An 18,941-nucleotide genomic window follows, 5' to 3' on the forward strand; every position below is an offset into this window, starting at 1 on the left:
CCCGGCGCGTTGGCTAACACAACTACAGTCTGCCGCTATAGGGTTTGCTTATGGCGGAGCGGAGCCACGCCGTCGGACTGCCGTTGCGAGGATCGGCGGCCGGCTAAGCCGGCCTTATTCCGGGGTGATGACTGCTCATGAGCTTGCCCACGACATCGAGGAGAACCGACCGCGCAGCGATGGCCGGTTCCGACAGGGGAAGATGATCGGCGACGCAGAGCGACACGGTCGCGTCGATCACCGGCTTCGTCAGCGCCCTCACCTGTGCGCCAGAAAAGATCGCAGTCTCCGTGACCACCGAAGCCGGGAGAATGGTCGATCCAAGCCCCTCGAGGACCGCGGCGCTGAGGGCCGGAACGGATTCGATTTCCGCGACGACATCAGGTGTGGCTCTCGCTCTCGCCAGGGCGTCGTCGATCAGCCGCCGGAGCAGATGTGCCTTGCTGGGAAGAAGCAGCGGGATGTCCTGGAGGGCAGAAAGGGGAAGCGGCGCGCTGCTATCCCCGGGGAGCTCAATGCCCGGCGGCGAGACGAGGAACATTTCCTCGCGAAACAATGGCTGTAGGGTGACGCCCTTGATCGGGGCAGCGGCATAGATCAGCGCCATATCCATCTTGCCCGTCATGATCAGTTCGCTGAGGATCTGGCCGAAACTGTCATTGATGTGGACGACGATGTGGGGATGCCTCGCTTTCATCTCCTTCAGGATCGGCAGCGACAAGGCGCTTGACGAGGAATAGGTCGCAAGCCCGATCGAGACGCGGCCCGCCACCGACTTGGCGGACTGATCGATGTCGACCTGCGCCTGCTCGATCTGTTTCAACATCAATTGGGCGTGCCGATAGAGGATCAGCCCCGCCTCGGTCGGCGTAATGCCGACGTTGCTACGGATGAGAAGCTTGTGTTTGAAGTGCGCCTCGAGAGCGGCAATCTGCTGCGACAGAGCCGGCTGGGCCGTCCGCAGAAGGCTTGCCGCTCGCGATACGCTGCCCGTATCGACGATCTTGACGAAGCTCTTCAGTTTTCGGAAATCGACGCTCATGGCCACCGGCTTCTTGTTTCACGAAAAAACGTAAAGCCTGCGGCCGGTGGGGCGCAAGTCCCACCGGCCTCTTTGCAGTCAATACAGGTCGGCAACGGCCCGTTCGATGCGATCGCATGCTTGCGTGATCACCTCCATCGACGTCGCGATCGAGAGGCGGAAATGCGGCGATATCCCGTAGGCGGCACCCTGCAGCGCCGCGACCCCGACGCCATCCAGCAGATAGAGCACGAAATCGAGGTCCGTCTCGATTGTCTTGCCTTCGGGGGTCTTCTTGCCGATGACACCGGCGCAGTTCGGAAACAGATAGAAGGCCCCATCCGGTACCAGGCAGGAGAGCCCGGGCACGGCATTGAGCCGTGAGCATGCATAATCCCGGCGCTCCTTGTAGACCTTCACGCTTTCCGAAACGAATGACTGGTCAGAAGACAGCGCATAGGCGGCTGCGGCCTGACTGACCGACGACGGGCAGGACGACATCTGCGACTGCAGCTTGTTGATGGCCGCAATCAGGGCGGCCGGACCCGCCGCGTAGCCGATACGCCATCCGGTCATAGCGTAGGATTTGGAGACGCCGTTGGTCAGCAGAACACGCTCCTTCAGTTCCGGGACGGCGGCAACCAGCGTCGTCATCGGCTCGTCCTTGAACCAGACCTGGTCGTAAATATCGTCGGAAAGCACGAGGACATGGGGATGGCGCAGCAGCACCTCGCCGAGGGCTTCGAGTTCGCTCCTGTCGTATGCCGCGCCCGTCGGATTGGACGGCGCGTTGAGGATCAGCCACAAGGTCTTCGGCGTGATCACCTTTTCCAAAGCCTCCGGCGTCAGCTTGAAGCCTGCTTCCTGCGGGCATTCGATGATGACCGGCTTGCCTTCGTTGGCAATGACCATATCGGGATAAGAAACCCAGTAGGGTGCGGGAATGATCACCTCGGCATCGTTTTCCACGCTCGCCATCAGCGCCAGGAACAGAATCTGCTTGGCGCCGCCACCGACGCAGATTTCATTGTCCCCGTAGCTGAGGCCGAGCCGGCGCTTGATATCGCCGATGATTGCCTTGCGCAGCGCCGGCGTGCCGTTGACGGCGGTATATTTCGTTTCGCCCCTGTCGATGGCCGCATGCGCTGCTGCCTTGATATTGTCAGGCGTGTCGAAGTCCGGCTCGCCGACCGTCAGATCGACGATGTCGCGACCCGCTGCCTTCAGTTCGCGAGCACGGGCTGCCGCAGCCGTGCTTGGCGAAACCTTGATTCTGGACACACGCGATGCAGGCACGAAAGTGCTCATTGAGATTTCCTCGATTGTGATTCCTTGAGAGGCGAGATCGCCTCAGTGGACGGCTTCGGTTTCGCCGCGCATCTTCCCGGTCAGGAAAAGTTCGCCCAGTTCGTCATGGGTGATGTCTTTCGGCAGGCCGTCCCAGATGACCTTGCCAAGTCTCAGAATGACCGCGCGCTCCGCCACTTCCATGGCTTTCTTGGTGTTCTGTTCCACCAGCAGGATCGTCATGCCGTCTGCGTGAAGCCGAAGTAGCTCGTCGAACACGATGCCGATCGCAGCCGGCGACAGCCCGACCGAAGGCTCGTCGACCAACAACACCTTCGGCCGCTGCAGCACCGCCATCGCCACTTCGAGCAGCTGCTGCTCCCCGCCGGACATGTTGCCGGCGAGCGTCGCACGGCGTTTCTTGAGGATCGGAAAGAGGTCGTAGACGTAATCGCGGTCGGCCTTCACCTTGGCGTCGCGGATGGTATAGGCTGCCATCTGAAGATTTTCGTCGACGCTCATGACGGGGAAGTTGCAGCGCCCCTGAGGCACGAAGGAAATCCCCTCGCCCAGAATGGATCTCGACTTGCTGCCGGCGATATTCTTGCCGCGCCAGTCGATGCTTCCCTGCTTGATGCTGGTCATGCCGTAGAGCGTCTTGAGAAGAGTGGACTTGCCCGCCCCGTTCGGCCCCATGAGCGCCACGAACTGTCCGGCGGGCACGTCGAGATCGACACCGTTCAGAATGTCCAGATTGCCGTAACCAGCGCGCAGGTCGCGGATTGAAAGGTTCGAATTACCCGCCAAGATAGGCCTCCCTGACGCGCTGATCCTGAATGATGTCGCCCGGCAAGCCTTCGACGAGCTTGGCTCCCTGGTCGAGCACGATGACGCGCTGGCAGATGCTCGTGACGACATCGATATTATGCTCGATCACCAGGAAGCTCACGCCAAGCGACTTGTTGGCGTAGAGGATGGTGTCGACGACGCGTTCGATGATCTTCGGATTGATCCCGGCCATCGGCTCGTCCAGCAGGATGAGCTTCGGTTCGGGCATCAGCATGGATGCGAACTGGATGAGCTTCTGCTGTCCGCCCGACAGATTGCCCGCCGGCTGGTGGCGCACATCCCAGAGACCCGCCATCTTGATCAGGTCGCGGGCCCTTTCCCTGAGACCATCAATGCGTTGGCGAGACATCTTTCCGAGGCCGAAGGTCGATGCAATGGACGGGAAGGTGAACATCTGACCGGCGATGACCAGGTTCTCCTCGACATCGAGCGACTTGAAGGTGACGGTTTTCTGGAAAGATCGCAGCATACGGCCTTCCCTGGCGATGCGGTTCAGGGACCAGCCGGTGATGTCCTGTCCGTCCAGGACAACCGTGCCGGCGTCCGGCTTCGCAAGGCCGGTGCTGCAATCGAAGAAGGTCGATTTGCCGGAGCCGTTCGGTCCGATCAGGCCCGCGATCTCACCTCGGTCGATGTGAATGCTGACATCGTTGACAGCCTTCACCGCGCCGTAGGACTTGCTCAGATTCCTGATTTCGAGAAGAGGAAGAAGACTGGTCATTTGGCGCCTCCGATCGCATTCCAGAAGCGATTGATCAGCGGCGCGCAGCCCTTCTTGAACCAGAAGACGAGGACGAGAAGGCAGACGCCATAGGCGATCATCCGCAGTTCGGGTGTAATGCGCAGCGCCTCTGTCAGCCCGACGAAGAGCAGGCTTCCGAAGACAGTGCCGGAAATCATCCCTGCCCCGCCTCCGAGCACGATGATGAGCATCGTGGTCGAATAATACATCTGGAATGTCAGCGGGCTGACGACCGTCAGGTAATAGGCATAAAGGCAACCGCCCACCCCGGCAAACACCGCGCTGATCATGAAGACGATCAGCTTGTAGTGCCAGGTGGGAACGCCGAGAGATTCGGCGAGCGTTTCGTTCTCGCGGATCGCCACCATATTGCGCCCGGCGGGCGAGCGGACGATTGCCCAGACGGCGAAGGTGGCAAGCGTCCCGATGATCAGGGCAAGATAGTAGAAGTTTGTCGTACCGGACACCGTGAACGACAGCGGGCCCAGCTCGAAGTATGGTTTTGGAATGCTCGATAGTCCCATGTCGCCGCGGGTGAGCGAGATCCAGTTCTTGGCGATTGCTTGGCCAATGATCACGAAACCCAGGGTACACATCACGAAGGACGTCGAGCGCAGACGCAAGGCGGGAATGCCGAGCGGAAGAGCAAGGGCTCCTGAGACGGCGCCCGCGGCGATCAGATTGACGTAGAACGGCGTTCCGTAGGTGACGGCGAGAAGACCTGCCGTATAGGCGCCGATACCGAAGAACGCGGCCTGAGCCAATGACAGAAGACCGGTATACCCTACAAGCAGATTGAGCCCATGGGCCGGAAGCATGAAAATCAGGGCGATGATCAGCGAATGGGTGATGTAACGGCTGCCAATGAACGGCGCGGCGAGTGCCAGGACGACCAGGACTGCGGCGAGCGGTATGCGAAGATCGCGCCTGCGTGCCTGTTGAGCGGTTTCCGTCAGAGACATGTCGTACCCTCGGTCGTTCGAGAAAGGTCGGCGGGCGCAGCTGCTAGAAGCGCGCCTGCGTCGAAAAGAGCCCATGCGGTCGCCACATCAGCATCAAGATCAGCGTGGCGAAGCCGACGGTGTCGCGGAATTGCAGGCCGACATAGGTAGCGACCAGGCTCTCGGCAACGCCAAGGATCATCGCCGCGACAAACGTGCCGCGCACATTCCCCAAACCGCCCATGATGATGATCGGCAGCGTCTTGAACGTGATCAGTTCGCCCATGCCGCCATAGACACTGACATTGACCGGCGCCGTCAGAACACCTGAAAGTGCGGCGAGCGCCGCCCCCAGCATGAAGGTTCGAAGCACGACCTGCGGCACATCGATGCCGACGACGCTGCAGCACTCGACGTTCTGGGAAACGGCGCGCATCGCCATTCCCAAGCGGGTGTAGCTGACCATCAGTTCGAGGCCGATGAACACCAGCAAACAGACGACGAGAATGAGAATGCGCTGCTGGGCCAGGCTGAAGCCGAGGATGGAAACCGGCTCGATATAACCTCCGGCGAAGAACTTGTAGCCTCCGCCGAAGACGAGAATGATGGTGTTCTGCAGGATCAGCGCGATGCCGAGCGTGGCGAGCACGCCCGACTCCGCGGGCGCGCCGACCATCCGGCGCATGACGAGTTGCCCGACCACATAGGCGACGGCGATTGTCGCAAGAACTCCCACGACAATCGACGCTTCATAGGACAAGCCGAGATAGTCGATCGAAAACCACGCCCCGAACGTGCCGAGCATGTAGTACTCGCCGTGAGCAAAATTGATGGCTCTCAGCACCCCAAAAATCATGGTCATGCCGACGGCGACGATGGCGTAAACGGAACCGGTGACGATTCCATTCACAGATTGCTCAACTATGGTCGAGAGCATGGGCGTACTCCTCCCGGCAGATTAGTTGGCAGGATATTGAATGTCCGCCGTATATGCACCCTTGATGCTCGGCTTGCCGTTCTCGATCTGCAGCAGGATCATCGGCAATCGGGCCTGGTTGTGGTCGTCGAAAGTGACTTCGCCAACCGGGCTCTTATATTTGATCTTCGAAAGTGCATCGCGAACCTTCACCTTATCCGCGCTGCCCGCCTGCTTGATCGCCGCTGCGAGGAGATTGACGGTATCCCAATGAACATAGGCGTGGTTGTTCGGGGCTTCGTTGTAGGTGGCCGTGAACTTCTCGACGAAAGCCTTGCTTTCGGGCGAGTCGAACTGCGGAAGCCATGCGGCGGCTTCGACGGCACCTTCGAGCGCCGACGGGGCTGACTTGATGGTCTTTTCCGTGTTGAACTCGCCATTACCGATCAGCGCGACCTTGCCGGCTATTCCGAGTTCGATCATCTGGCGGGCGATGATGGGCGTCGTATCCGCAAGGCCGTACATGATGATGGCCTGGGCGCCATTGTCGCGGATCTTGGCGAGAACGCTGCGGAAGTCGACTTCGCCTTCCTTGTAGTAGTCTTCGCTGAGGATCTCTCCCTTGAAGTCAGGCAGGTACTTCTTCGTGAAGGTGATCGCCGAGCGGCCATAGTCGCTGTCGACCGAGAGCACGGCAAACTTGGTAAAACCGCGCTGCTCTGCGGCATACTTGGCGACGATCAGCGCCCGGTTCTCATCTGTCGGATAGTTGCGATAGGTCCATTTGAAGCCGCCGACGCCGGCCTGGTAGGTGATCTTCGGATTGGATGACGCTGCATTCAGGAGAAGCACTTCGGCATCTTCCGCGACGGGCTGGATGGCGAGCGTCACCGAGCTGGAAACATCGCCGATGATGAAGTCGACGCCATCCTGGTCAATCAGACGACGGGCGGCCGAGACGCCTTCGACCGGGGTGCCCTGGCTGTCGGCATTGAGGAGTTCGATTTTCATCCCATCGATGCCGCCGGCATCATTAATGTCTTTGACGGCGAGTTCGGCTCCATGCATCGAAAATGCGCCGTAGCGCGCATTCGGGCCGCTCATCGGCGCAACAAGTCCGAGCTTGATCGTCCCGTCCGCTGCCAGCGCGATAGTCGGCAGGCCGGAGACGGTCACTGCCAGTGAAAGGACTGCTGTAGAAAGGAAAAGTGCTCTGCGGCTTACGGTAAGTTTCATGTTCCCACTCCATGTTCTCGGGTGCAAACGCTTGGGCATATGGCCCAGCGTACTCCTGACCGCTTTCCGCGGTTCTTATCGCGTCAGCCCAGCGCTGACACCGTCACAGTAGGTTCAGGGAAGCGTCGCTGGCCAACACAACTCCACTCTGCCGCTATAGCGTTTATTTATAGCGAACCGATCGATTTGGCATTGCCAGAACGGCTTACTGTCCCGGCCGGACGAGCCGTCGGTGATATAATGGTGACGTGTCGTCCCTCGTCACTCGGATCCTGCACTCCACTCGCGATAGGCGAGGTGGATCTTTGCTCCGATCGTCGTGAACGGCTGCGGCGGCAATGCCGTCGGGGCAGCCAGGCGCGCGTAGACGCGGCCGAGTTCGGAATCGTGTCCGAGCGCCAGTTCCGCAGCCGCGATCCCTGACGCTGTCGAGTTCGACGCTCCAAGGCCGTTGCAGCCGCATGCCGCGAATACGCCGCGCTCGATCTCACCGAATGCCGGAACATGATTGCGTGTGAGTGCCATCGCGCCGGCCCAGCGGTACTGCATCCCGACGCCACCAAGGGTGGGAAAGCGATTGGAGAACTTGCCGTCGTGGAGGCGGCCGGCTCGCTGGATCGCGGCGTCGCTGACTGCGATGCTCGGATTATAGCTGTAGCGCGAGCGCACCAGGATTCGGTCGCCCGCGCCGGTGCTGATGCGGCGGACAGTTGTTCCCATCGGCAGGGCGGGAGTGGCGGCCCACTTCCGTTCTCCGGCGAGGCGCGAGGGGTCGAACTCTTCGGTGAGGGAGGCGTAGGTGAAGACGTGGAGCAGGCGTCCCCGGAAGAAGCCGAAGCTCTCCACATGTCCGTTGTTTGCCATGATGATCTTCGCCGCCTGCACAGAACCCTGCGGCGTCTTGACCAGCCAACCCGTACCGGAGCGCTCGAACGAGAGCGCCGGCGTGCGCTCGTAAAGGGTGACAGGCTCCTTCAGGCAGTCGGCGACCGCGCGAATGTAGGCGGCGGGCTGCACGATGACAGTGCCGGGCATGAACAGACCGGAGGTGTAAACCGGCGATCCCGTTACCGCCTCGATTTCCCCGGCGCTCAAGAGCCGATGGTCCTCGCCCATTTTCGTAAGCTGCTGCGCATAGTCATCGAGGTGCTTGTCGCCTTCCGCGCTGATGGCGACGCTGTACCGGCCACAGGGATCGAACACATCCTTGCCCCAGCCGTTTTCGGTCGCCATCTCGCTCGCCAGAGCGATAGCCGAGCGCTGTATGAGCACGGACTGCCTGAACTTGGCCTCCGACTCTCCGCTGAAATCGTCGGACGAGACCTCGTGCGGCAGGTCGATGATGAAACCCGAATTCGCGCCCGCCGGCCCCTCGCCGACGATACCCGCTTCCAGCACGGCGACCCGCGCGGTCGGCTCCAGGCGTGAGATGCGCCGGGCCGCGGAGAGGCCCGCGAAACCACCACCGATGATCGCGACGTCGGCAATGACCGATCCGTTCAGCGCGGGCTGTGGCGTGCGCGGCGCAAGTGTGGCCACCCAGCCCGAAACGCCTGCGCGTTTCGGAAGCCTGGATGCAGTGAAGACGTCTTTTGCGGCCTGGGTCACGTCAGATCGCTTCACGCTCCATGAGCGTTTCGAGGGAACGCCGGATGGCCGGAAGCTTTTCCGGAGCAAGTCCGCGCAGCGGTTTTCGTGGAACGCCGGCGCCGTAGCCCACCTGATCTGCGGCCGCATAGACGGACTGCACGTAATCGCCTTCCCAAATCAGCCCCATCGACGGCTCCAAGATTTTCCAGAGCGCGCGAACCTCGTCCCACTTGTGCTCGGCGGCGGCCTCGACGAGGGCGACGCAGGTTCTCGGAGCGAAGTTCGCCCCACCCCAGATCAGGCCGTCGCATCCGGCATAGAGCGCGTAGGGAACGAGAGGGTCAGCGCCGTTCATGACGAAACGGCCGGTGCGGATAAGTGCTGCCTGCTTGCCAAGATCGCCACTGCTGTCCTTGACGGCACAAAAGCCGGGGATTTCGCTCAGCTTGTCGAGAAGTTCGGGCGTAACGGCGACGCCGACCGCCTGGGGCACGTTGTAGCCGACCACCGGCAGACCGGCCTTTGCAACCTCGCTATAGAAATCGACGATGCCCTGATCGTCGGTCGGCCCTTCGAAGAAGGGCGGAAGAACCATGACACCTTCGGCGCCAGCGTCTCGCGCGCGAATGGTACGCTCGACGACGTCCTCCACCAGGAGCGCGGAGGTCTGTGCAATCACCTTCGCCCGGCCATTGACGATCCGCGCCCCGCGCCGGATCAGTTCCTCGGATTCGTCCTTGGAAAGGTAGACGTGCATGCCGGTTCCGGAGCTGAACAGGAAGCTCTTGACGCCTGCTGCGAGGTAGCGCTCGACATTGTATTCGAGCCTGCCGTAGTCGATGCGTCCGGCATGGTCGAACGGCGTGGTGATGGCAAGGTTAAGACCTGGAAATTGGAAGTCAGACATTCGTTTTGTGTCCCGCGTTGCGCTGCCGAAAGGTCGAGCCAAATGGCCCTAGAGGGTCGGCGTCTCCAGACCCTCTGGGGCCGCGTACATGGCCATGTTTCGTCGTGAAAGCTCAAGGTGAAGCCGCGCCAGTTCTCCGGCTGCGTCGGGATCGCGTTTCCCGATTGCGTCGATCATCTCGTCATGTTGTTGCGTGGCGAGTTCGAGCTCTTCCTGCATACGAGGCGTGTTCGGGTGCTTGTAGAAGACCTTGCCGATGCGCGCATGGTCGATCTGCAATCGCCGCAGGCTCGGAACGAGATAGACGTTGTGGGCCATCTCGCCGATCTGTCGGTGGAACCGGTCGTTGTAGAAGACGCGCCCGTCGACGTCGCAATTGTCGACGGTCTTTCGAAATGATTTCTGAACCTGCTTGAGCACGTCAAGCTGCCCGCGCGTTCCGTTCTCGGCCGCCAGCTTGCTGGCGGTAATGTAGATCATCGGCGCAAGGAGGAAGAAGTCATGCAGCGACTGGTGGCTCAGGGAACTGACGCGCGCAGCACGATTGGCTTCCAGCTCGATATAACCTTCGCCAGCCATCTGCCGCATCAGCTCGCGAACCGGCGGGCGGGATAGCCCGAACTCCTCGCTCAGCGCCACCTCGTCCAACACCGCACCCGGCGGCAGCTCCATCGTCAGGATGCGTCTGCGAAGCGTCAGGCTCAGATTCGTTTTACGATCGGGGTTACCGATCTCGGAGGCAATGCCATCGTCCATCTCATAATCCTTTTGAAAGACATTATGTAGACATAAGATAGACGTCAAGATTTTCTCTTGAGACTCCGGAATCGAATCCGTTCGCCCAGTCAGCGAGAAAGAAGGTTCGGGTCAGGAAAAGTTGCCGCCTTCACGGCGCAGCGAATGCTGCGTCGGCAAGTCGACCGGAGACCTCCGATCACTCATCGGGCCACCGGGCAACAGGTATGAGTTCGGCGACGCGCTCTAAAAGGTCAGTTGCACCTTACAGGCGGCCGCGCGGTCGCCGGCGAGAATGAAGGCTGCGGCGGCTTGTTCGAGCGGCAGGCTGTGGCTGATGATCGGCCGCACATCGATCTTGCGGCTGGAGATCAGCTCGACGGCAGTACCGAACTCCTCGTGGAAGCGCTGCGTTCCGTGGAGTTGAAGCTCCTTGCCGACGATGGCGTTGAGAGGGATCGGGACGTCTCCCGTGACACCGACCTGCACGATCGTTCCGCGCGGCCTGATGGCGGCAATCGCGCCGCGGATGGCCGGAGCGGCGGCCGAGCATTCGAAGACGAGATCGAAATAGCCCTTTCCCGCCTCGTATTCCGCAAACGCCTGGGCATTTTTTGAAACATTGACCGTGCGGCTGGCGCCCATCGCTCTGGCCCTGTCCAGCGCCGCATCAGCGAGATCGGTTACCACGATCTCGCTTGCGCCATGATAGGAGGCGACGGCAACCATCAGGGCGCCGATCGGGCCGGCTCCGGTGACCAGCACGCGTTTGCCTGTGATATCTCCAGCGCGCGATGCCGCGTGCAGGCAGACGGAGAGCGGTTCGCTGCAGGCCGCTTCTGCCGCCGTTGTCGCAGCTCCGACCGCGAAGCACTGCTTGGCCGGCACCACCATCCATTCCCGGAACATGCCCTGCTCATGCGGCAGGCGCATCGCACTGCCCATGAAGCGCATGTCCAGGCAGTGGATCGGCATGTTTTTCTGACAATATTCGCAATGCCCGCAGGGTTGGCTGGGATTGACCGCCACCAGCGTCCCGGCCTTCAGATCGACCCCCTCGCCCGCTTGGCTCACAGTTCCTGATGCCTCGTGGCCTGGTATGATCGGCTCGCGAACCCGGACCGGCCCGAAGCCGCCGTCCTGATAATAATGCAGGTCGGAGCCGCAGATGCCTGCGGCCGCCATTTTGAGAAGCACCTCGCCGGGACCAGGGGCCGCAACCGCGGCGGTCTCGATCCTGAGGTCGCCCTTTTGGTAAAGCCGTGCCACACGTGTCCGCATCTTCCGCTCCTATCTCAGCAGTCCAAGCTGCTGCGGCAGCCACAGCGATATGGCGGGCACGAAGGTGATCAGGATCAGCGCCAGGAAGAGCGGCACCAGCCAGGGCAGGATCGCCATGGTCGTGCGTTCGACGGAGAGTTTCGCGACCCTCGACAGCACGAAAAGCACCATGCCGAGCGGTGGGTGCAGCAGGCCGATCATCAGGTTCAGCGTCATGATGAGACCGAACTGGACCGGATCGATCCCGAACTTCAGGACGATCGGCAGAAGGATCGGCACGAGGATGGTGATGGCCGCGATCGTATCCAGGAAGCAGCCGACGAACAGCATCAGCAGGTTCACGAGGATCAGGAAAACCCATTTGTTGTCGGTGATCGACAGGATCGCATCGGACAAGAGTTGGGCCGCCTGGCTCACCGTCAGCAGCCATGCGAAGACCGATGCCGCGGTGACGATGAAGAGAACCGATGCCGTCGTCTCGATCGTATCGAAACTTGCCTTGGCGAGCGTCGAGGGCGTCATCGTGCGGTAGCGCACCAGACCGAGGAAGAGAGACCAGAGGACGGCTGCGACGGCCGCCTCCGTCGGCGTGAACCAGCCCATGGTCATGCCGCCGATCAGGATGACGGGCGTCATCAGCGCCATGACGGCGGAGAAGCGGAAATACCAGTCAAGGGCGAGAAGCAGGGCAAGGGCAATGCCCGCCGCAACATTCATCGATACGCCCGCCTGCATCAGCAGATAGATGGCCAGCGGCACCGCCAGGACGACGACGATTTCCATCCCCGCCGATAGGAGCTCTCTGACATTAAACGGCGCATCCGAGCCCCACCGCTTCTTATAAGCAAAGGCGGCGACCGTGACCATCATCAACAGCGTCATGACGATGCCGGGCAGGATGCCCGCCATGAAAAGAGCGCCGATCGAGACGTTCGCCATCATACCGTAAATCACGAAAGGCAGTGACGGCGGGAAGATCGGGCCAAGCGTTGCCGAGGCCGCCGTCACGCCGACCGCGGCCTCGACCGGATAGCCGTGATCCTTCATCGCCTTGATCTCGATCGTGCCGATGCCGGCCGCATCGGCGAGCGCGGTGCCGGACATGCCGGAGAAGATCACCGAACCGATGATGTTGACTTGCGCAAGACCGCCCTTCATCCAGCCGACGAGAGCGACGGCAAAGGAATAGATGCGGCCGGTGACGCCGGCCGAGTTCATCAGGTTGCCCGCGAGGATGAAGAAGGGCACGGCGAGCAGCGGGAAGCTTTCGACGCCGGCGATCATGCGCTGGGCGACGATGATGTCCGGCGCGACGCCATAAAGGACGATGTAGAGCACGGATGCGACCGCCATCGAAATGGCGACGGGCACCCCGATCAGCATCAGCACCAGAAACGAACCAAGAAGCAGCAGCATCTGATCAACCCTCGATGGTCTGGAATTCTTCGGGGCGCTCCAGAACGGAGTAGCCGCGGCGCATGTTGGCGATGAAGACGATAACCGCTCGGATCAGCATCAGCACGAAGGCGACGAGAACGCTGTAGAAGACGATGTTGCGCGGCAGGTCGATGGTGACCATCTGCTCGTCCGCTACGATGTCGACGTAACGCCACATCAGATGGCAGCCATAAGCGAAAAAGCCGATGCGGACGATATCGACGAAAGTGGCGAGCACGCGCGCGAGGCCTGCAGGCATATAGTGATAGAACACATCCACCTGGATATGCCGCGAGGTGCGCACGCACATGACGGAACCGAGAAAGACGACACCGATCAGGCAGTTGATCGCAATCTCCTCGGTCCACGCGTAGCTGTCGTTCAGCACATAGCGCGTGAAGAACTGCAGGAAGACGCAACCCGCCATCAGCCAGAAAACGATCAGCGTGATCCAGTCTTCGATGGCATAATCCGAGACGTTTGCGGTCGGCGCGTGCCCTTCGAACTCGTGACCGATTTCTTCGGCCGTGATTTGCGTATGAATTTCTTGCGACATGATCGGCCTTGTTCCAGTTGGGGAAGGAGGAGCGCGCTTGGCGGCGCGCCCTTCAGTTGTCGACAAACATCGTCCTTTGCTCGGCGGCACCTGGCCCCTCATCCGGCTGCCGCCACCTTCTCCCCGTAAACGGGGCGAAGGGGATATGCCGCGACCTCTCCGTTCCTCGCCAACCTCTCGCGGGGCACGTCCCCTCTCCCCGCGGGCGGGGAGAGGGTTAGGGTGAGGGGCAACCGAAGTTGCCAGAGTTTACTGGATCGCGCGGATTGCTTCCCAATCGGCCTTCTCGTAGCCGAAGTCCTCGAACTTGACCTTTTCCATCACGGTCTTTTCGAAATCGGCCTTGTCGACCTCGGCGACGTTCAGGCCCTTTTCCTTGAAGGTCGCAATAAGACCGCTTTCCTTGCCGGCGATCGTCTTGCTCGTGCGCTCGGCGGCCTCCTGCATGACCTCGCCGAAGATCTTCTTGTCCTCGTCGGAAAGGCTCGCCCACCGCGTCTTCGAGACCACCGTGTTGAGGTGATCGACGATGTGGCCGGTGAGGATGATGTTCTTCTGGACTTCGTAGAACTTCTTCGCCTCGATTGTCGTCAGCGGGTTTTCCTGTGCCTCGACCGTGCCGTTCTGCAAAGCGAGATAGACTTCGGCAAAGGCGATCGGCGTCGTGTTGGCGCCGCATGCGCGCGGCATGGCGAGATAGGCCGGAACGTCAGGCACGCGGATCTTCAAGCCCTGCATATCGGCGCATTTGGCGATCGGCTTGTTTGATGTCGTGTGGCGCGTGCCGTAATAGCTGACGGCGGCGATGTGGTTGCCGGTCTTGTCTTCATAGCCTTTGGCAAGGCGCTTGAAGACATCGCTCTTGGTATAGGCGATCAGGTGATCGGGACCGCGGAAGATATAGGGGAAGTAAGTCACGCCGATCGGCTTGTAGTCGCGCGCCGCAAAGCTCGATCCCGAGATGATAACATCGACGGTCCCGAGCTTGAGGCCCTGGTTGATGTCGGCTTCCTTGCCGAGCTGCGATGCCGGATAGACCTCGATCTTGTAGCGCCCGTCGGTGCGTTTGTTGATCTCTTCTGCGGCCCAGACGGAATCCGTGTGGAAGGGCTCGGACGTTTCATAGACATGCGCCCATTTCAGCACTGTCTGGGCCTGCGTGATTGCGCTACTCGCCATGATCACGGCTGCGGTGCAAAGTATCGTTGCCAGTCTGCTTTTCATTGCTCTCTCCTCCCGAGCTTGGGTTAAGTCTTGGTACTTCCTTTCGCCGGACGCTTGTTGCGTCCGCGCTCCTCTTCCCCCGAAAACTCCTCCCCGAAGCTCTCGGAAAACCTCTTCTGCGACATGGTCAGATGGGCGCGCATCGCAGCCTTGGCGCCAGCCGCATCGCCGGCGGCGATCGCGTCGCGAATGGCGCGATGCTCGTCCAGGGCGCTGCGCCATGTTGTCGGCCCTTCGAAGTGGCTGGCGAGCCTTGCGAAATAAGGGGTCATGCGCATGTCGAACATCTCGCCCGTTACACGGATCAATGTTGCATTGCCGACGATGGCGGCAATGCCGGTGTGGAAGGCGCGATCGGCATCGAGCACTGCGATTGCATCGTTGACCACGCCACCCATGCGCGTCAGAGCTTCATCGAGCAGGGCGATATCGTCCGGCTTGGCGCGGCCGGCAGCTTCTTCGGCGATGGCGCATTCGATGAGGGCCCGCGCCTGCAGCAGTTCGAAAGGCCCCTCCACCGGCTCGCGCTCGGCCCCAGTGACGGTCGCAGCATGCTGGCGCACCACATAGATGCCGGATCCCATGCGGATGTTGATGAGGCCTTCGACCTCCAGGACGATCAACGCCTCGCGGACGGTCGGGCGTGAAACCGACAGTTGCTCCGCCAGGTCGCGCTCGGCCGGCAGCCGCTGGCCGACGGCAAGCTCGCCGCTGGCGATCATCAGGCGAATCTGATCCGCAACCTGCCGATAAAGACGGCGTGATTCAACAGGCGAAAACATCGTGGGCCTCCCGGCGGCTTCTCCTCAAGCCGCACAGCTGGTCAACTGGCCTGACCAATTAGTACCTGAATAGCATTGCTTGAGTTGTGCGTCAATCCGCCGCACAAACGCAAGACACGAGTATCTATGAAGGCGTCCGCCCTCTCTACCCGGAGGGTGGCGGGCGTTTGTGAGTTCGCTGGGAACCTTCGTTGTCATTCGGGGTTCGGTGGCCGACATCTGGAGTAGAGCCGATGAATTACCTCTGGCTTTTTGCAGTAGCGGGCGGAGCAGTTCTCCTGGGAATTGCTCTTGGCTTTGGAATGATCAAACAGGATGGACAGCGGTCGGCCGCGGCCATCGCAGGTGCCTTCGTGGTTGCGCTCGGCGCCCTCGGACTCGGCCTCTATGTCGCCAGTGCACCCACGGCCCCTCTTCGAGCGTCCGACAGAGAAGGGTCGCAGAACAGGCTTCCGGCGGCTGCGACGACCGAAAAGGATTTGCCTGGAAAGTAACCGAGAAGCAAACCGCCGTGAGCGTGCTGTGCATTGAGGGCACAGACGCCGTCCTCGGCAGGAGGTGCACTGTGACATATTTTGTGGCTGTCGCGGAGCGGGCGTTTGCCTCCGCTCTCGAGGCGATGACGGATGAAGAGCTCTTCGCAATGATGGCTGATCTGGAAATCCGCGGTGAAGCCTGGGTTAAGCCTTCGCCTCATGACGAAGACTTCGCAAAAATCGTCCTTACCGAAAGCGCCATAGAAAGACGTTTCCCGGGACAGATGTTTAAGCCGTACAAGGAGTGGCAAATCCGCCGAACACGTCGAAATTGCGCCTGAAACGCATCGGGCCGGGAGCCCCATTGTTTGGCTGGCCGGCCCCGTGCGCGGGCGACTGAGCCCAGCAATCGCCTCGCATACAACGAAGTTGGTAGGCATCAGCCGTGACGGCTCTGGGGGACGCGTGGTGCGGATTCACAGCCTGAGGTGGAATAAGGAAGTGCCCACTTCCAAGGATGTGCAAAGCCTCGGTGACGCTGGCTCGCCGAGCGAATCGCCTGGCAGCAAGCGTGGTCAGTCGAGGAGTTGGTTTCCCAGCATCAACAGCAAGGACTCGCGGGCGCGACTCACGCGGCTTTTCAATGTGCCGATCCGGCACCCGCACATCCTGGCGGCGTCCACGTAACTCGTTCCGGTAGCCACCAGTGTTAGGGCGCGGCGCCTGTCGTCGGGAAGAAGCGTTAGTGCCTGTTGCAACTCCCGCTCCCGCAGCGCCCACTCCTGGGTTGGCGCGATCGACACCTGGTCCATCGCCACGCCCATTCCAGCTGGTTCCCGTCTTTGCTTGCGATAATTGGTGCAGAACGTGTTTCGAAGGATGGTGAAAAGCCAGGATTTGAGCGAGGTGCCTGGGTGATAGAGATGGAGCGAGTTCAATGCCTTCATCAGTGTTTCTTGCACGAGATCATCGATATCGTCGTCGCTGCGCAGGAACCTTCTGGCAAAGGCGCGTAATGCCGGCGTCAATTCAACGATCTCTAACTCGATTGCGGAAGTTTTTTTGCTGTGAGAAGCAGAGTGTACTGTAGATAAAGACGTCATTTTCCTCTCCTCTTGGATGAAAAGGAAAGTTCTGGACGTCCTAATCGTTGCCGTACGATACCGGACCAATACAATTGCCACCGTTTGCGTGGAACTCAGCCGATCTCACGAAATAATGGCTTTCGGTCGCCGTCGAAGGCCGGCTGGTTTTCTTCCAGCGCGGGCGGGCACTATGGATCGCCCGCTACGGCAGTTGATCGCGTGAGCAAAGCAGCACGACACTTCCGTAGCCGCAGGCAACACTCGCCGAAGAAGAGGCAACCGACAGGGAAACTCACGCAGCGCGCACGTCGTCCGCAAATGCCAGGAAGAGGCGGCCTAAAACCCATCATGCCGGCACCGCCTCGGCGGCCGTGCTTCCTTTAGTTCCCCACGCAAAAACCCCGCCGGATGAACTGACCCCGTAAAGTTGGACATCCAACCTCGGGGTCAGTTCACGGAGCGGGGTTTTTTCGTGAAGCGGCCGATCAATTATTATGCGCAGCGCAGGCCTCATCCATCGGGGTCGCGTTGCTCGTGCCGCCTTGTGTCTGGAGCTTGGCGGAATTGTTGACCGGGTTGGGGCACTTGGTCTTATCCGTTTTCATCGTGCCGCCGGTCGTGGAATTCGTCGTGGTGGAATCCGTTGCCATCGGCTTCTTGGCCTTCATGTCGCTGGTGGCGCCGCCACCCTGATCGGCCTGGTTTTTGTCGATTGTGGCACCGGCCGGCGCCGGATTGGACTGGGCGAAAGCAGACGTGGCCATGCCGATAGCGAAAAGAGAAGCTGCTACGAGTTTCATATGCATTTTGATATCCTCCTTGGGATCTTTGCGTGGTTCGCCTAGCCACAACCTCACCGTCACATCATTGTTCCGCAGTCGCTGTTTACAAATATGCCATAGGCTCGTGAGCAGCCGGCACGCCGAGTCAAGGCGTGAGGCAGGATCAGGAGATGGGTGATAATGCCCAGGTGTGCCGGCCAGCGGCGAACACTGTGCTCGCGAAGATTACTTCGCGTAAAGTGCTCGCGACCGCTCGAGATGCTTGAGGAGTGCCGTTTCCGAGCCATCGACGTCGTTTGCGGCCAGACGGTCGACGATTTCGTCGTGTTCGGCGAGCGTGAATTTTTCCTTGCCGGTCCAGATCAGCATCTCAGTATGATATTCCTTCAGCCAGGCAAGCATCGCTTCGCTGACGGCGACGTAGATCGGGTTGCCTGATATCTGCGCGATGCGGGTGTGAAACTCCATGTCCGCGTCGATGAACTCTTCGGCCCGCCCAAGCGACATTCGCTGGCGCTCGATGACGTTCCTGAGATCGGCAATATCATTTGCCGAGGCCCGCTGCGCGGCTTCCCGTGCCATGCCCCGCTCGAAGAAGATGCGCGCGCTCTTGAGGTATTCCAACGAGTCCGACGATTGCGACAGCATGATCTTGGCAGTGAGATCGACCTGGCGGAATATCGACTTTGCCGTCAGCCTGAGGACCTTCGCCCGCTCGCCATGTGAAATGCTGACCAGACCTTTGTTGGCAAGGGATTGCATGGCCTCCCTGATCGCCGGCCGGCCGACGCCGAAGCGTTCCATCAGCACCCGCTCGGAGGGCATTTCGTCGCCGGGCTGAAGCTCGCCGGAGGTAATCATTCGTTCAAGTCGATCAAACACTTCGTCAGAGAGTTTCCGGCGGACGATTTGTTCGAGGGGCTGGGTCATCACATCTCGCTGGCTCAAATGTTTCCTCCTAACAGTTTCCGGGTCGAGAACAAAGCTGTCGGCGAAAATTTGCGGATCCGAAGATTCTACTTTTCATGAGTTGGAATACTCATTATACCAGATCACAAGTTGACGCCATGGTAATCTGCGTGGCGAGAGGAGCA

19 protein-coding genes are annotated in these 18,941 nt (G+C 60.5%); 1 reads left to right on the forward strand and 18 read right to left on the reverse strand.

What is annotated here, in order from left to right; translation table 11 throughout:
* Window positions 1-103: 103 nt before the first annotated feature.
* The 15 genes from nac to FFM53_RS24595 form a co-directional block, all read right to left on the reverse strand.
* Window positions 104-1,042, reverse strand: coding sequence for a nitrogen assimilation transcriptional regulator NAC (nac, locus tag FFM53_RS24525; RefSeq protein ID WP_003550373.1), 939 nt, complete (start codon window positions 1,040-1,042; stop codon window positions 104-106).
* Window positions 1,043-1,120: 78 nt separating this feature from the next.
* On the reverse strand, window positions 1,121-2,329 hold the full coding sequence (locus FFM53_RS24530) for an aspartate transaminase (RefSeq protein ID WP_138390444.1): 1,209 nt from the start codon (window positions 2,327-2,329) through the stop codon (window positions 1,121-1,123).
* A gap of 42 nt (window positions 2,330-2,371) precedes the next feature.
* Window positions 2,372-3,115: a branched-chain amino acid ABC transporter ATP-binding protein gene (locus FFM53_RS24535; RefSeq protein ID WP_138390443.1), complete on the reverse strand. Its 744-nt coding sequence runs from the start codon at window positions 3,113-3,115 to the stop codon at window positions 2,372-2,374.
* The gene (locus FFM53_RS24540) at window positions 3,105-3,878 is read right to left on the reverse strand and encodes an ABC transporter ATP-binding protein (RefSeq protein ID WP_138330822.1); all 774 of its coding nucleotides are present in this window, start codon (window positions 3,876-3,878) and stop codon (window positions 3,105-3,107) included. Before FFM53_RS24540 ends, FFM53_RS24535 begins: the two co-directional genes overlap by 11 nt.
* Window positions 3,875-4,861, reverse strand: a complete 987-nt coding sequence (locus FFM53_RS24545; RefSeq protein ID WP_138330821.1) for a branched-chain amino acid ABC transporter permease — start codon at window positions 4,859-4,861, stop codon at window positions 3,875-3,877. The genes FFM53_RS24540 and FFM53_RS24545 overlap by 4 nt, the downstream gene beginning before the upstream one ends.
* A 43-nt stretch (window positions 4,862-4,904) precedes the next feature.
* A complete protein-coding gene (locus tag FFM53_RS24550) occupies window positions 4,905-5,777 on the reverse strand; it encodes a branched-chain amino acid ABC transporter permease (protein ID WP_018444573.1) in 873 nt (290 codons plus the stop codon).
* Window positions 5,778-5,798: 21 nt separating this feature from the next.
* Entirely contained in the window at window positions 5,799-6,992 is a 1,194-nt protein-coding gene (locus FFM53_RS24555) for an ABC transporter substrate-binding protein (RefSeq protein WP_138390442.1), read from the reverse strand.
* 261 nt (window positions 6,993-7,253) lie between these two features.
* Window positions 7,254-8,600, reverse strand: coding sequence for an NAD(P)/FAD-dependent oxidoreductase (locus FFM53_RS24560; protein WP_138390441.1), 1,347 nt, complete (start codon window positions 8,598-8,600; stop codon window positions 7,254-7,256).
* Between the two features lies 1 nt (window position 8,601).
* The gene (locus tag FFM53_RS24565; RefSeq protein WP_138390440.1) at window positions 8,602-9,489 is read right to left on the reverse strand and encodes a dihydrodipicolinate synthase family protein; all 888 of its coding nucleotides are present in this window, start codon (window positions 9,487-9,489) and stop codon (window positions 8,602-8,604) included.
* A gap of 48 nt (window positions 9,490-9,537) precedes the next feature.
* Window positions 9,538-10,245, reverse strand: a complete 708-nt coding sequence (locus tag FFM53_RS24570) for a GntR family transcriptional regulator (protein ID WP_138390439.1) — start codon at window positions 10,243-10,245, stop codon at window positions 9,538-9,540.
* Window positions 10,246-10,470: 225 nt separating this feature from the next.
* On the reverse strand, window positions 10,471-11,505 hold the full coding sequence (locus FFM53_RS24575; RefSeq protein ID WP_138390438.1) for an L-idonate 5-dehydrogenase: 1,035 nt from the start codon (window positions 11,503-11,505) through the stop codon (window positions 10,471-10,473).
* A gap of 9 nt (window positions 11,506-11,514) precedes the next feature.
* A complete protein-coding gene (locus tag FFM53_RS24580) occupies window positions 11,515-12,921 on the reverse strand; it encodes a TRAP transporter large permease (RefSeq protein WP_138330816.1) in 1,407 nt (468 codons plus the stop codon).
* A 4-nt stretch (window positions 12,922-12,925) separates the two neighbouring features.
* On the reverse strand, window positions 12,926-13,498 hold the full coding sequence (locus tag FFM53_RS24585; protein WP_072641116.1) for a TRAP transporter small permease: 573 nt from the start codon (window positions 13,496-13,498) through the stop codon (window positions 12,926-12,928).
* 249 nt (window positions 13,499-13,747) lie between these two features.
* Window positions 13,748-14,722: a sialic acid TRAP transporter substrate-binding protein SiaP gene (locus FFM53_RS24590; RefSeq protein WP_138390437.1), complete on the reverse strand. Its 975-nt coding sequence runs from the start codon at window positions 14,720-14,722 to the stop codon at window positions 13,748-13,750.
* Between the two features lie 23 nt (window positions 14,723-14,745).
* On the reverse strand, window positions 14,746-15,504 hold the full coding sequence (locus FFM53_RS24595; protein ID WP_138390436.1) for a FadR/GntR family transcriptional regulator: 759 nt from the start codon (window positions 15,502-15,504) through the stop codon (window positions 14,746-14,748).
* Window positions 15,505-16,069: 565 nt separating this feature from the next.
* Between FFM53_RS24595 and FFM53_RS24600 the strand changes: the two genes are divergently transcribed.
* A complete protein-coding gene (locus FFM53_RS24600) occupies window positions 16,070-16,321 on the forward strand; it encodes a hypothetical protein (RefSeq protein ID WP_246413277.1) in 252 nt (83 codons plus the stop codon).
* Window positions 16,322-16,555: 234 nt separating this feature from the next.
* Here the strand turns inward: FFM53_RS24600 and FFM53_RS24605 are convergent, their stop codons facing one another.
* The 3 genes from FFM53_RS24605 to FFM53_RS24615 all read right to left on the reverse strand — a co-directional run bounded on the left by FFM53_RS24605 (window position 16,556) and on the right by FFM53_RS24615 (window position 18,777).
* On the reverse strand, window positions 16,556-17,083 hold the full coding sequence (locus FFM53_RS24605) for a sigma-70 family RNA polymerase sigma factor (protein WP_138330811.1): 528 nt from the start codon (window positions 17,081-17,083) through the stop codon (window positions 16,556-16,558).
* Between the two features lie 467 nt (window positions 17,084-17,550).
* Window positions 17,551-17,871, reverse strand: a complete 321-nt coding sequence (locus FFM53_RS24610) for a hypothetical protein (RefSeq protein WP_138330810.1) — start codon at window positions 17,869-17,871, stop codon at window positions 17,551-17,553.
* A 201-nt stretch (window positions 17,872-18,072) separates the two neighbouring features.
* A complete protein-coding gene (locus tag FFM53_RS24615; protein WP_138390519.1) occupies window positions 18,073-18,777 on the reverse strand; it encodes a transcriptional regulator NanR in 705 nt (234 codons plus the stop codon).
* Between the last annotated feature and the right edge of the window lie 164 nt (window positions 18,778-18,941).

Source organism: Rhizobium indicum, assembly GCF_005862305.2.
Taxonomy (GTDB): domain Bacteria; phylum Pseudomonadota; class Alphaproteobacteria; order Rhizobiales; family Rhizobiaceae; genus Rhizobium; species Rhizobium indicum.